This window comes from Streptomyces sp. NPDC051320 (assembly GCF_040682175.1).
Taxonomy (GTDB): domain Bacteria; phylum Actinomycetota; class Actinomycetes; order Streptomycetales; family Streptomycetaceae; genus Streptomyces.
The window spans coordinates 387,571-401,370 of record NZ_JBFBAL010000003.1 but is presented as its reverse complement, the minus strand read 5'-3'; the positions used below and the strand labels follow the sequence as shown (position 1 = coordinate 401,370).

General features: G+C 69.2%; 11 protein-coding genes and 1 pseudogene. 6 read left to right on the top strand and 6 right to left on the bottom strand.

Translation table 11 applies throughout. From position 1 onward, the window contains the following. Positions 1 to 3: 3 nt before the first annotated feature. Positions 4 to 282 (bottom strand): metal-sensitive transcriptional regulator, encoded by a 279-nt coding sequence (locus AB0M87_RS09460; RefSeq protein ID WP_365851320.1) that lies wholly within the window; start codon positions 280 to 282, stop codon positions 4 to 6. Positions 283 to 371: 89 nt separating this feature from the next. Between AB0M87_RS09460 and AB0M87_RS09455 the strand changes: the two genes are divergently transcribed. Next, positions 372 to 938, top strand: a complete 567-nt coding sequence (locus tag AB0M87_RS09455; RefSeq protein ID WP_365851319.1) for a rhodanese-like domain-containing protein — start codon at positions 372 to 374, stop codon at positions 936 to 938. Between the two features lie 92 nt (positions 939 to 1,030). Here AB0M87_RS09455 and AB0M87_RS09450 read toward each other — a convergent pair. Continuing rightward, positions 1,031 to 1,651: pseudogene (locus AB0M87_RS09450) on the bottom strand (2-phosphosulfolactate phosphatase); the annotation flags it as partial. An 85-nt stretch (positions 1,652 to 1,736) separates the two neighbouring features. Between AB0M87_RS09450 and AB0M87_RS09445 the strand changes: the two are divergent. After that, a complete protein-coding gene (locus tag AB0M87_RS09445; protein ID WP_365851318.1) occupies positions 1,737 to 2,312 on the top strand; it encodes a trypsin-like peptidase domain-containing protein in 576 nt (191 codons plus the stop codon). 205 nt (positions 2,313 to 2,517) lie between these two features. Here the strand turns inward: AB0M87_RS09445 and AB0M87_RS09440 are convergent, their stop codons facing one another. After that, on the bottom strand, positions 2,518 to 3,327 hold the full coding sequence (locus tag AB0M87_RS09440) for a LysR substrate-binding domain-containing protein (RefSeq protein WP_365851317.1): 810 nt from the start codon (positions 3,325 to 3,327) through the stop codon (positions 2,518 to 2,520). A 67-nt stretch (positions 3,328 to 3,394) separates the two neighbouring features. On the opposite strand from AB0M87_RS09440, the gene AB0M87_RS09435 reads away from it, so the two are divergent. From AB0M87_RS09435 to AB0M87_RS09420, 4 genes are all read left to right on the top strand, one after another. Beyond that, complete coding sequence (locus tag AB0M87_RS09435) at positions 3,395 to 4,291, top strand: NAD(P)H-binding protein (protein WP_365851316.1); 897 nt, start codon at positions 3,395 to 3,397, stop codon at positions 4,289 to 4,291. A gap of 98 nt (positions 4,292 to 4,389) precedes the next feature. After that, on the top strand, positions 4,390 to 5,082 hold the full coding sequence (locus AB0M87_RS09430) for a DUF6215 domain-containing protein (RefSeq protein ID WP_365851315.1): 693 nt from the start codon (positions 4,390 to 4,392) through the stop codon (positions 5,080 to 5,082). Positions 5,083 to 5,349: 267 nt separating this feature from the next. Beyond that, a complete protein-coding gene (locus AB0M87_RS09425; RefSeq protein WP_365851314.1) occupies positions 5,350 to 6,807 on the top strand; it encodes a glyceraldehyde-3-phosphate dehydrogenase in 1,458 nt (485 codons plus the stop codon). A gap of 149 nt (positions 6,808 to 6,956) precedes the next feature. After that, positions 6,957 to 7,352: a hypothetical protein gene (locus tag AB0M87_RS09420; protein ID WP_365851313.1), complete on the top strand. Its 396-nt coding sequence runs from the start codon at positions 6,957 to 6,959 to the stop codon at positions 7,350 to 7,352. Between the two features lie 160 nt (positions 7,353 to 7,512). On the opposite strand, the gene AB0M87_RS09415 is transcribed toward AB0M87_RS09420, so the two are convergent. The 3 genes from AB0M87_RS09415 to AB0M87_RS09405 form a co-directional block, all read right to left on the bottom strand. Further along, positions 7,513 to 10,152, bottom strand: a complete 2,640-nt coding sequence (locus tag AB0M87_RS09415) for a SpoIIE family protein phosphatase (RefSeq protein WP_365851312.1) — start codon at positions 10,150 to 10,152, stop codon at positions 7,513 to 7,515. A gap of 361 nt (positions 10,153 to 10,513) precedes the next feature. Then, positions 10,514 to 13,078, bottom strand: coding sequence for an MFS transporter (locus AB0M87_RS09410; RefSeq protein WP_365851311.1), 2,565 nt, complete (start codon positions 13,076 to 13,078; stop codon positions 10,514 to 10,516). Then, positions 13,071 to 13,625 (bottom strand): MarR family winged helix-turn-helix transcriptional regulator, encoded by a 555-nt coding sequence (locus AB0M87_RS09405; protein WP_365851310.1) that lies wholly within the window; start codon positions 13,623 to 13,625, stop codon positions 13,071 to 13,073. Before AB0M87_RS09405 ends, AB0M87_RS09410 begins: the two co-directional genes overlap by 8 nt. Positions 13,626 to 13,800 lie beyond the last annotated feature (175 nt).

The window sequence follows — 13,800 nt, the reverse complement described above, 5'->3', positions numbered from 1 at the left end:
GCGTCAGGCGAGGGAGAGGAAGAGCTTCTCCAGGCGGGCCCGCATCTGGTCCCGGTCCCCGACCGCCTGCTCGCCATCGGCCATGCAGTGCTGCAGACCGGTCGCAATGATCGCGAACCCGGCCCGGTCCAGAGCGCGGGAGACCGCCGCCAGCTGCGTGATCACGTCCTCGCAGTCCCGGCCCTCCTCGATCATCTTGATGATTCCGGCGATCTGGCCCTGGGCCCGCTTCAGCCGGTTGAGCACCGACTTCAGCTCATCGGCCGCCATGTCCAGTTCCACACTGCCTCCTCCGTTGATACCCCGAGGGGTATATCCTATCGTGTTCGGGGCTCTTAGCCCCCGGCTCGCACAGAAAGGGAACACCGCGCATGACCACCCCCCCTCCCGTTCTCCCGGCCCAGGCAGCGGCCCGGCTCGGCGACTACACCGTCATCGACGTCCGCACCCCCGGTGAGTACGCCTCCGGCTACGTCCCCGGCGCCTACAACATCCCCCTGGACCACCTGCACGCCGCACTGCCCGCACTGAAGGCGGCCGCCGCCCGCGGGGACCTGCTGATGGTCTGCGCCTCGGGCAACCGTTCTGCCACCGCCTGCAGTGAACTGGCCGCCGCCGACATTCCCGCGGCCACCCTCACCGGTGGCACCACCGCCTGGGCAGAACAGGGCCACACCCTTCACCGGCCCGAGGGGGCCTCGCGGGTTTGGAGCATGGAACGCCAGGTCCGTCTCACCGCCGGATCCCTCGTCGTCCTCGGTTTCGCCGCAGGAACACGCTACCGCCCCGCCCGCTGGCTCTCCGCAGCCATCGGCAGCGGCCTGGTCTTCTCCGCCCTCACCAACACCTGCGGCATGGCAGCGGTCCTCGCCAAGCTGCCCCACAACCGCCCCCGCCCGGCCGACCTGGAGGCCACCCTCGCCGCCCTGGGGCAATAGCCACCCACGCCGTGGCCCGTTCCGGGCCCGTACCGGCCGAGGATTCGGCCGCCGGGATGGGCCGACGAGCGCGTATTGCTTCCCCGACGAGTTCACTCGGTCAGTGAAGGCACAGCGCATGGACGGAGGACCATGAGTGAGTCCTCCGGGGTCGCCACCATGGCAAAGGGGAACCGGTCGAGCTCGAGACAGAGTGCGACGTCATCAGGGTGGGCTCCTTGACGCACCCCCTCCGCCATCTCGGCGGCGGCGCGCGACTCACCGGCGCGGCGGAGGAACTCGGCCGCGTCCGTCCCGGCCTCGGTGGTCCTCCGAGCGATGTATTGAGCGCACGCCAGATCCTCATCGGCGTGCCCGTCGTCGCCGGTGACCACGAACGTGACACTGTCAGACTCGCGCGCCCGCAAGAGCCGAGCCGTTGCCTCCGCCACCACGAAGCCGGCGCACAGCACCAGCGACGCCTCCTTGACCGCAAGGGCGCCGACCGTTCCTGCCGTGGTCTTCTGCGCAACGGTCCGTCCGCCGAGGTCGAGGGACCGCAGCAGACCCGGCGAGTTGACGGTGTCGAACCCGGGCGCGGGCGGACCGTCTTTGAGCGCCGCCCAATCCGGATGGTGCGCCTTGAGCGCCAGGACTTCGTCCAGCGATTCAGTAAGAACGATCTTTTCCGCCCCCTGGTTGAAGGCCCAGGCAGCCACCGTGAACGCGCGCAGGGCTCGACACCTGGGTGGCCATCGCCGCGGCCGTCGCTGCCGGGGTGAGCGGAACGCAGGTAATCAACAGAGAAGTTGTGATCCCGTGGCGTTTGAAGTCGGTGCCACTGTGCGCCTGTATTCGGGGACGCGTGAGGGGCGCCCCTATCAAACAGGCAGCGCACTGCAGATCGCTCCGAGACGCTGGGTGACGGCTTCGCACGCGGTGTCTGCGGAAGCCGCTATCAAGCTGAAACTCGGTGATGCCTGGTCCCAGGCGCGCGTCATCCACCGTGACGAGGAACTCGACTTTGCGCTGTTGGTAGCCGACAAGGACTGGCCTTGGCAGGCTCGGATTTCGATGAATTTTCCGGATTCCGGGTCCCCGGTGAAGGTTACTGGCTGGGTCATCGAAGACCCTCATGGCAACGGGCCCGACAGAGCGTTCCGGGTAGTGCAGGACTACATATGTCAAGGGTCTGATGAAGAGTCTCTGCTCGTATTGAAGGGCGCGGCTCCTTCCATTGGATTCAGCGGTGCTGCGGTCACGGACGTCCGGACCGGGAAAGTGGTCGGGATCATCCTCGGGTTCCGGGTGAGTAGACGTGCTGACGGCAGTCCGGCCGAGATCGATGAGGCACACGCGAGGTCCCTGTCCTGCATCCCGGGTGAGTACTGGTAGTGCCGCCCTTCCAAGGACCGGGCGGAGTACATGGCGGCTGACCGGAAGCATGGCTCGATTGCCTTGCGCAACGTTCAGCGGCCCTGTGCGTCGCACGGCGGCGTTGTACCTGCGTGAGCGTTCCCTTGCAGGCGACGACGGGACCAGCCGCGCACCGCTCACGCCGGGAACCGCGGAGGGGCGGTCTTGCCGGCCCGGCCGCCGCTCAGGCGGGCCGCAGCGTCGCCGTGGCGATCTCCAGGAAATCGCGCAGCAGCTTCTCGCGCCGGCCCGCGGCGACCGCAAGGCACGTCTCGATCCCCGGTGCGTCCGTGACGGGGAGGTGGACGAGGTCGGGGCGGGAGTAGGACCGCGCGACGCTCAGCGGGATGAGCGCGATGCCATGCCCGAGGGCGATGAGCTCCAGCTTTTCCTCGAGTGAAGACGTCCGCCGTTCCGGTGCGTCGAGAAAACGCTCGCCGTCGAGGTCCGCAGAGGTGAGTTCCTGGCGACACGCCAGCGGGTGCGCCGCGGGCATGCAGGCGACCCGTGGTTCGTGACCGATGGGGATGGTGTGCAAGCCCGAGTCGTCGAACGGCCGCCGCAGGTAACCGACTTGGGCCCGGCCGTTCCGGAGCGGTGCGTCCTGCTCCCACCAGGGCGCCGGGACGACATCGGTCTCGACGTCAGGGTGGCGCGACGTGAACGCCCGGATCGCATCAGACACGTGCAGCCCGGGGGAGAAGGCGACAATGAGCCGCTGGACGCCCCGATCGACGTCGTGCACGCGCCGCACCGCCGCGGCGACGGTCGCGAGGACGCCCTGCGCCTCCTCGTAGAGCTGCTTCCCGGCGGTGGTCAGCTCAACGCTGCGGGTGGTCCTGACGAACAGGGTGCACTCCAACTCCTGCTCGAAAGCCCTGATCTGACGGCTGAGTACCGGCTGGGCGATGTAGAGCTGGTCCGCCGCTCGCCCGAAGTTCCGGTGCTCGGCCACCGCGACGAAGTAGCGGAGCTTGCGCAGATCGAGATCCATGCCCTGAAGGTATCAATCGCCGGGAAGGGTATTGGACGCCACAGGCGGCCGCACCGAGACTCGAAGCATGATCCTCATCACCACCCCCACCGGCAGGATCGGCAGCCGGCTCCTGGACATCCTGCTCAACGAGAACCCCGTTCGCGGCGAAGAATTGCGCGTCATCGTGCGCGACCCCGAAAAGCTCCCCGACACGGTCCGCGGCCGCGTCGACATCCTCACCGGTTCGCACGGCGACCCCGAGGTCGTCGACCGGGCGTTCGCCGGCACGGACGCCGTCTTCTGGGTGGTCCCGCCGGCCCCGCGGGCACCGAGCCTGGACGCCGCGTACTCCGGGTTCACCCGCGCCGCCGCGAAGGCGTTCACGGAGCACGGAGTCGGACACGTCGTCGGCGTCTCGGCCCTCGGCCGCGGCACTGCGGCCGCGGGCCACGCCGGGCACGTGACGGCGTCGCTGGCGATGGACGACCTCATCGCGAGTACGGGCGTGGCCTACCGGGCGCTCGCGAACCCGACTTTCATGGACAACCTCTTGCGGCAGGTGACCTCGATCCGCGACGACGGCGTGTTCACCGACACCGTCGCCGCCGACCGCAAGGTACCGATGGCCGCCACCGGGGACATCGCCGCAGCCGCGGCAGGTCTGCTGCTCGACCGCTCGTGGACGGGGACGGACGAGGTCCCGGTGCTGGGCCCCGAGGACCTCTCGGCGAACGACATGGTTCGCATCATGTCCGACGTGCTCGGCCGCCCGGTCCGCTACGAGCGGCAGTCGCTCGACGACTTCCGCGCCGGACTCACCGGATACGGCTTCGGGGAGGCGGTCATTGACGGCTATGTCGAGATGATGCGCTCCAAGGACGAGGGCATTGACGTCGGTGTACCGCGCACCTCGCGGACTGCGAGCCCGACGACCTTCCGCGCATGGTGCGAAGAGGTCCTGAAGCCGGCGACCCGGGCATGAGTGCCAAGGCCGCTCTCATCGTCGGGGCATCCCGCGCCCGCGCCCGGCACGGTTAAGGTGCCCGGGCACGTATCGGGGGATCACAGCAGGTGGGGGACATGGCCGACGAAACAGACGCGCTCACGAAGGCGGGCGCGTGGAGGCAGGCCGTCGCGGCCGTGGTCCTCATAGGCGCGCTCGGGGTCGGTACCTGGGCGCTCGGGGGCACGTCGGCTTCGGACGGTGACCCGTCGCCCGCCACGTGCTCGGGCGGGGAGGCGGAGAAGACGGGGAAGGCGGCTCGCGGGGTCTCCGGGGCTCAGCTGTGCGAGGCGCTGAACCGCCCCAACCTTGCTGAACTGCTGGGCACGCCGGGGGAGATCGCGAAGACCGCCGGCGGCAGCGGTGGGTCCGTCACGTTCGGCGGCGAGGAGATCGCCACTCCCTCTGCCCGGGTCGAGTTCGGGACCTACACGGTGACGCTGTCGGCCACCTACGACCGTCTTCGGGTGGACGGGTCCGCCGCACTTCTGGGGTACGGCGCGCGGCAGCAGAAGTTTCTGGGTCGCCCGGCGGTCCTCTACTCCGACCGCACTACGAAGATCACCTTCCGCTTCGACGGGAGCGACAGCGACAGCAGGCCCGGTGTCCCGGCCGGCGCCCTCACTGTGGCCCAGGACGCAAAAGACAGCGGTGGCTCCTTCGATGTGACGCTGTGGCGTGCGGACGGCCGGGTGCCGGACGACGCGGTACTGCTCCGCGTCGCGGAGAAGGTGCTGCCGACGGTCCCGGGGTGGGCCGCCGGCGGGTGACGGCCGGTGCCCGCCCCGAGGCCGACGCACTGTGTGGGCTCGGCTTCCCGAGGCCCCGTCCCCTTCCACAACGGAACCCGGTGGTTCCTGTCGATTGCCGGTGCTTACGACAAGGCCGAGGGCCGACTGCGCCGAGGCCGCAGGCGCGGGTGACGACGGCGGTCAGGGCGGGAGCAGACGGCCGTCGGCGTCGTCATGGGCCTGCCGGACCGACCGAGGGAGCCGCCGGTTAGCATATGAGCACCGCCTAGCTCGAAAGATAAACCTGTGACTGTCAACGACGACTCGTTCACCAATTGGAAGACCCGCGAGGAGATCGCGGAGTCGATGATCCCCATCATCGGGAAGCTGCACCGGGAGCGGGACGTCACGGTCTTGCTGCACAGCCGCTCCTTGGTGAACAAGTCGGTGGTCAGCATCCTCAAGACCCATCGGTTCGCCCGGCAGATCGCCGGTGAGGAACTCTCCGTCACCGAGACGCTGCCATTCCTGCATGCCCTCACCACCCTCGATCTCGGCCCTTCGCAGATCGACCTCGGCATGCTCGCCGCGACGTACAAGACCGACGACCGCGGTCTGTCGGTGGAGGAGTTCACCGCCGAGGCCGTCGCGGGCGCCACCGGTGCCGACAAGATCGAGCGGCGCGAACCCCGTGACGTCGTCCTCTACGGCTTCGGCCGTATCGGCCGCCTCGTCGCCCGCCTGCTGATCGAGAAGGCCGGCTCCGGCAACGGCCTGCGGCTGCGCGCCATCGTCGTCCGCCGGGGTGGCGCGGCCAAGGACGGCTCGGACATCGTCAAGCGCGCCTCGCTGCTGCGCCGCGACTCCATACACGGCCAGTTCCAGGGCACGATCACCGTCGACGAGGCGAACAGCACCATCATCGCCAACGGCAACGAGATCAAGGTGATCTACTCCGACGCCCCCACCTCGGTGGACTACACGGCGTACGGCATCAGGAACGCCATCCTCATCGACAACACGGGCAAGTGGCGCGACCGCGAGGGCCTCTCGCAGCACCTCCGCCCGGGCATCGACAAGGTCGTCCTGACGGCGCCGGGCAAGGGTGACGTCCCCAATGTCGTCCACGGCGTCAACCACGACATGATCAAGCCGGACGAGCAGATCCTGTCCTGCGCTTCCTGCACCACCAACGCGATCGTCCCCCCGCTGAAGGCCATGGCGGACGAGTACGGCGTCCTGCGCGGTCACGTGGAGACCATCCACTCGTTCACCAACGACCAGAACCTGCTGGACAACTACCACGTGGGCGACCGCCGAGGCCGTTCGGCGCCGCTCAACATGGTCATCACCGAGACCGGTGCCGCCTCCGCCGTCGCCAAGGCGCTGCCCGACCTCGACGCGAAGATCACCGGCAGCTCGATCCGGGTCCCGGTGCCGGACGTCTCCATCGCGATCCTCAGCCTGCGGCTCGGGCGTGAGGCGACCCGCGAGGAGGTCCTCGACTACCTGCGCAAGGTGTCGCTGTCCTCGCCGCTCAAGCGTCAGATCGACTTCACCAGCGCCCCGGACGCCGTCTCGAGCGACTTCATCGGCTCGCGCCACGCCTCGATCGTCGACGCCGGCGCCACCAAGGTCGAGGGCGACAACGCGATCCTCTACCTGTGGTACGACAACGAGTTCGGCTACTCCTGCCAGGTCATCCGCGTCGTCCAGTACGTCTCCGGGGTGGAGTACCCGACCTACCCGGCCCCGGCGATCTGAGCACCGACACCGTGCGGCCACTCGGCACGCGACAGTAACTCCGCCTTTCCTGCAGGCCGTTGCGGCCCCCTGCCCACACCTGGGCAGGGGGCCGCACTGTCACCAGCCCCTTGTACGGTGACCGCTCCGGCACCGATCAAGGAGGAGGGGTGACGGTGCTCAAGCACTACTACCGTCTTGTGTACTGGAAACGAAGACTGGCTCGCGGGATACCGGGGGGAGCCGCCCCGGCCCGTACCCGAAGGCGGCGGATACGCGAAGCAGCCTGGCGTCTCCGGCCGCTCATGGTGTTCGCCGTGATCGTCCTGATGGTGGTCGGCGTCTCCTACGGCATCGGCTCCTGGGAGACCGGCAGTTCGCCGCAGCCGTCCGGACACGCAGACCCGCAAGCCGTGTGCGAGCAGCGAGTCGAGAACGACTGCCCCGGCGCGGCGGCCCAGGACACCTGCAGAAAGCTCCTCGCGCAGGCCCACCGGACCGACACCGGAACCAACGGCCAACAGGGCCAGGCCCTCTCGTTCGTCAGGTGCCGCCCCGCTGACTGACCCGCCCCCGGGCGTCCCTGGCGGAGCAGAACTGCGTCGAATCCTGCTGTCGCGTAGCCGACGCCATGCAGCGCTGATATCACGTCGGGATCGGAGCGGCCGCTTGCCGCCCGGGGCAAGGCCGTTGGCCTGCTCAACTCCCGGTGACAGCAGCCGCTGATCAGGAGGGCGGCGTAGGACGGATGGCGAGGATGGCGATGTCGTCGGCGTTGTCGGCGCCCAGTCTGATGAGGAGTTCGTCGCAGAACACGTCGAGGGGTTCGCGTGCCAGGGCAGCGGTGTGATGGCGGAGCCGGGCCATGCCGTGGTCGAGAGATTCGCCGCGGTGTTCGATGAGGCCGTCGGTGTACAACAGCACGGTCGAGCCGGCTGGGAGTGGATCTTTCGCCTGGGGGCGGGGCAGGTCGGGGTCCACGCCGAGCAGCAGGCCCGCGCCATCCTCGAGGTAGTCGGTGTCGCCTTCCTCGGTGGTCAGTAGCGGTGGCAGATGCCCGGCGGAGGAGTGTTCCAGTTTCCAGCAGCCAGCCTCGGGGCCCTTGATGACAGCGTAGATACAGGTGGCGGTGGCCTCTCGGAACAGGCTGTGGTTGGCCATGTCCACGCGGCGCAGGACCTCTCCGGGAGGCTCTTGGCGGTCGATGGCGATGCCGCGCAGCATGCTGCGGAGCTGACTCATGGTGACGGCCGCATCGAGGTCGTGCCCGGTGACATCGCCGATGACCGCTGCGGTGTCGCCGCTGGGCAGGCTGAAACAGTCGTACCAGTCGCCGCCGACCTCCGCGGTGGTGGATGAGGGCACGTAGCGGGCGGCCAGCTGCAGGTGTTCGATGTCCGGCAGCACGGGCAGCAGTGAGTGCTGGAGGCGTTCGGCGATGTTCCGGGTCTCGTGGTACAGGCGGGCATTGTCCACTCCCATGGCAATGCTGCGGGCCAGGCCGTCGATCAGCGACACATCCTCGTCGGTGAACGGCCGCTCACCGCTGACGCGGGCCACGGTCAGGGCCCCGAAGAGTTTTCGGCGAGCCCTCAGCGGGGCGACTACGGCACTGCTTCCACCCAGTTGCTCGAACAGCTCCAGGTGGCGGGCGTCCAGTGGGCTCTCGGCCTGGCTCGGCGGTACGGGTGCAGTGAGCAGTAGCGGACCCGCACCGCGCAGCACCCGGGCCAACGGCCCGCGCGCGGCCTCGGATACCGGCGGGAGCCTGCCCTCGTAGGCTTCGGGAATCAGCCCCACGGGATCGCGGAAGACGACGCAAACCCGGTCCAGCCGGTCGTGCTCATCGAGCAGGTCCACCGCACACCAGTCGGCCAGCCGTTGAGTCAGGGTCCGGCCCACTCGCTGCAGCGCCTCATCCAGGTCCGGGGCGCTGCTCAGTACGTCTCCGGTGTCGGCCAGCAGGGAGAGCCGCTCGATTGCCGACATGCCGCCCACTTCAGCCCCGCTGGTCCTTGTGTCGCGCTGCGGAGCGGTCGGTGGATACGGTCTGTCCGGCTTCTGCGGCCCCTCGCGCCAGCCGCTTCCGGGCGTGGGCGGCGAGGAGGCGGATGCAGTCGTCCGGGGGGTGAGCTGGGCGACGAACACGGTACGGCCGTCGGTCGTCTCCTGAGTCTGGATGAACAGGCGGACGGGGACGACCCGGCCGTCACGGTGCAGCGCCGGGAGTGGCACCGAGTGACCCAGGATGCGGGGCTGGCCGGTGAGCAGCAAGGAGTCGAACGCCGCCCTGTGACGTTGCCGCAGATGCTCCGGGATGAGGGTGGTGAGCCGCCGCCCGACGAGATCGTCCGCTTGCCAGCCGAGCATCTCCGCCGCCGCTCTGTTCACCGCGATGATCCGATTCCCGTCATCGGCGGCGACGGTCGGGATCCTGCTGGCCTGCACGTGGTCGGCGTCCCAAGGCACCAGCTCCGAGGAGCTGGCGGCCGACTCGCGGGGGGCCATCGTCCATGCTGTGAGGGGTCCGTCGGCGAGTTGGCTGATGATCTGGTCGAACAGCCACTGGCGGAAGGCGCGACTCTGCGGCAGAGCCGGCCGGGTGAGGAGGCGCTCGTCCCGGGCCGCCTCCTCGGCCAGGTCGAGCACGCGGCGCAAGGTGAGCACTGCCAGCGTGACATCCGCCGTGACCGGCAGGAGCAGGGAGCGGGGAGCGGAGTCGGACGGTTGCCTCTCCAGCGCGGCCGTCACGGAAGCGCTGATCACGTTGTTCATGTCGACAGCGGTGACAAGGTCCTCCGGCAGCACACCCAACCGGTCTCCGGCGGATGCGGCGAGAGTGAGCTCGCGCAGCAGCGCGTGCCAGTGCTGCTGGGACGTCCAGTAAAGCGCGCGCGGCAGGTCGATCAGCACCACGGTGCCGGTGGGGCAGGAGGGCGACACAGCGGTCTCCCATGCGGATGGCGGCGGCGGCGGTCCTTCGGGCCATAGCTCGAACCACACCGTCTTGCCCTCTTCGCCGGTATCGACCCCGTGGCGGGATGCCAGCTGCTCGACCACGTCCAGGCCGTATCCCGTACCGGCGTACGGATGGCTGTACTGCGGCATCAATACGCGGCACGGCTGATGATCGCTGACCCGCACACAAACCCTGCCGTCAAGGACCGAAGCCGACACTTCGACCTCAGTGCACGCGTGCAGCACCGCATTGGTCACCAGCTCGCTGACCAGCAGCTGAGCGGTGTCCACCACCTCTGACGCGAGACCGTCCAGAGCGGCCCGCACGAAACGCCGAGCCAGCGACACGCTCTCCGTCCGCTGAGGAAAGCGGCGGGACGGTGCCCCCGGCGCATTGGGGTTGCCCATGCCCCCAGTTTGCTGCCCGTGGCCGTTGGGCGCTCCGCCCTCGCCTCCGGACATGCCGGCCGGCGCGCTGCTGAGCGTCCGCCAACCGGGTGAGGCGCTCCCGGGGGCCGCCTGCATCACCGCTCGGCGTGGAGACCGAGTGGCCCCGGAGCGAAGTCATTGCGGAGGACGGCCATCCGGACGTCGCCGGCCCGGCCGATAACCCGGCCCGGCAGGCGTGGCTTCCCCACCTGAGGCCGTGGTGCGAGACCCCTGTCTCACCCCACGGCCTCCGGCAGGCCCCTGCCCCGACCGCCCCGACTCGCAAGGCTCAGGACGGATCTACGGCTGTACCCGGTCTGGTCTCACCGACGGGGCCGCCTCAGTGGCTCAGGTCCAGGTCGACGTCGTGCCCGCCCTCGCTGTCCACCAGCAGCGGAATGGCGATGGGCGCGTACCCGCTGGCCACCACCGTGTAGGCGCCGGTGTCGAGGTCGTTGAACGTGTACACGCCGTCCGCAACCGTGACGGTCGACCCCACGGTGTTCCCGGCGGCGTCGAGCAGCGTGACCCGGGCGTCGTCCAGTGGCCGGCCCGCGCTGTCGCGGATGGTGCCGTGGATCCGGGCGCCGGGGTGGAGCCGCACCTCGTAACGGTTGGCAGAGCCGCTGACGACCTCCGCCGGCATGGCCGCCGGCCGGTGCCCGGCGGCGCTCACCGCAAGGGTGTAGCCGCCGGGCACCAGGTCCTCGAAGCCGAAGTCGCCGGCCTCGTCGGCGGTGCCGGAGGCGACGACCTCACCGCGCACGTCGGTCGCGATGACGAGGGCGCCCGGCAGCCGCCGGTCGCCGGGCGTCGCCAGGACCGTGCCGGTGAGTCCCACGGAGCCGCTGAGCACCAGGTCGTAGTCGGTAGGGCCGTCACCGACCGTCACGGTCGTCGCCTGCGGCTGCCGCGTGCCCCCTGAGCCGATCAGCACGTACGTCCCGTCGGCCGGCGCCGCGACGAAGTACCGGCCGTCCGGCCCTGTCGTCGTGCGGCCGAGCTGGCGCCCGCGCAGGTCGATCAGGGTGACCACGGCCTGGGGCACGGGCGAGCCGTCGCCGTCGCGGATACATCCCCCGACGCCCGTGCCCGAAACGTCCACCATGGTGGTCCCGGCGGTCACGGCCGTCTCGTACGGGGACGCCTCCAGGTGTCCGGAGGCGGTGGCCGGGACGGGTTCGGGGGCGGCTTCGGCGGCGGCACTCGATGCGCCGTCCTCCTCGGCGGCGCGGGCCTGCAGGCCCGACAGGTTGCGCAGCGGGACCTCCTTGGTCCACAGGACCATCAGGAAGGCGAGCGCGATCACCCCCGCGGCGATCAGGAACACCAGGTGCATGGAGTCGGCGAAGCCCTGCTTGAAGGGCTCCGACAGGCGCGGGTCCAGCTGCTGGATGAACGAGGAGTCGCTCAGCACGCTGGGCCCGCCGCTCGCGCCGGGGTGATGCAGCATGTCGAGCACCGGCTTGTTGGCCGGGTTCGACAGCACCTTCGGATCATGGAGCGCGGCCTGGAACTGCGGGGTCTGCGCAGCCGACCTGAACGCCGAAGAGATCTTGCCCCCGACATCGCTGAACAGCACGGACAAGAAGATCGCGGTACCGGCCGTGGCGCCCATCTGGCGGAAGAACGTGGACGATGCGGTCGCCACGCCCATGTCCTGGGGCGGCACGGCGTTCTGCACTGCGAGGACCAGTGTCTGCATGCAGCCACCCAGGCCCAGACCGAAGACGAGCATGAAGATCATGGTTTCCCACAGGGGCGTGTCCCACTGGACCTTGTAGTGGAACAGCAGGAGCGCCACGACCATCAGGGCGGTGCCGATGGTCGGGAAGATCTTGTAGCGGCCGGTCTTCGCGGTCAGCTGACCGGTCACGACCGAAGCAATGATCATGCCGAGCATCAGCGGCAGCATTTCGAGGCCGGACCGGGTGGGACTGGCGTCCTTCACGATCTGCAGGTACTGCGGGATCATGAGCATCCCGCCGAACATGCCCGCACCGATGAGCACGGACAGCAGGCTGGTCTTGCTGAAGATCGAGTTGCGGAACAGGCGCATCGGGATCAGCGCGTCGTCGCCCGTCCGGCGTTCCACCAGGATCCAGGCGAGGATGCCCAGCACCCCGATGCCGTAGCAGGTCAGCGACTGCGTCGAGCCCCAGCCCCACTCGCGGCCCTGCTCGGCGACGAGCAGCAGCGGCACCACGCCGATCGCGATGGTGAGCGCGCCCCACCAGTCGATACGGCGGTCGCGGCGGGTGTGCGGGATGTTGAGGACCTTGGCGACGACGAACAGTGCGATGATGCCGATCGGGACGTTGACCAGGAAGACCCAGCGCCAGCCGGTGACCCCCAGAATGGTGGTCTGTCCGGCCAGGAAGCCGCCGATCAGCGGCCCCGCGACGCTGGAGGTGGCGAAGGTGGCCAGCATGTAGCCCTGATAACGGGCCCGTTCGCGGGGCGGCACGATGTCGCCGATGATCGCCAGGGCCAGCGACATCAGACCGCCTGCGCCGATGCCCTGCAGGGCGCGGAATGAGGCCAGTTCGGTCATCGAGGTGGAGAAGGTGCACAACACCGAGCCGACGATGAACACGGTGATCGCGGTCAGGAAGTACGGCTTGCGTCCGTGCAGGTCGGACAGCTTGCCGTAGAGCGGCGTGGCGATCGTCGACGTGATCAGATAGGCGGTCGTCGCCCACGCCTGCTGGCTCAGGCCATGCAGATCGTCCGCGATGGTGCGGATCGAGGTGGAGACGATCGTCTGGTCGAGCGCAGCCAGGAACATGCCCAGCATGAGGCCGCTCAGGATGGTCAGAATCTGCCGGTGGCTCAGGCCGCCCGGGCTGGTGGGTATTGCTTGTGTTGCGGTGTCTCCGCGTGGTGCGGACACGGCCTCAGTCATTCTTGCTTGCTCCCTGCTTCGCCGCCGCTTCGGAGGGGTTTCCCGAGTAGTGGCGTGCGTGTTCATGCTCTGCCAGGTCGTCGTTGAGGCGGGCCATCAGCCGGATGAGCTGATACCGGTCCTCCGGGGGCCATGGTCCGAGGAGTTCCGCCAGCTCCGCGTCGCGCTGGCGCCGGTACGCCCCGAACGCAGTTTTTCCGGCCTCGGTCGCGCGCAGCAAGGCACCACGCCGGTCCTCCGGGTCCGGGCGACGCTCGACCAGACCGCGATCCACCATCGACCGCACCTGACGGCTGACGGTCGAGAGGTCCAGGAAGGTGTCCGCCGCCAGATCGGTGGCTCGCTGTTCGCCGTCGAGCACCAGCCGGGCCAGCAGCACTCGCTCGCCGGCGCCCTGCTCGAGCTTGGCCCGGTGTCTGCGGGCTGTGAGCAGCCGGGAGAACCGCATAATCTGGCTCCCGAGCCCGGCCGCAGCCTCCTCGGCACTGGAGCTGCCGGTGGCCGGGATCGCCACCGCTGTGCGATCACGGACCGTCCCCTTGCCCATCCTCCCGCCTCCACATTCACATGATTGCTTGTGCCTAGCAAGTGATTGTATGACCCCGGGCCGGTCCGGCAACTCAGCCCCCTCCTGACCTCTGTGCCGCGCTCACCGGGCGCCGTCCTCGGGCCGGGACGGCGGGGTCTCCCGCCCGCCGACGATGCCGGTGCGGCTGCGGGCG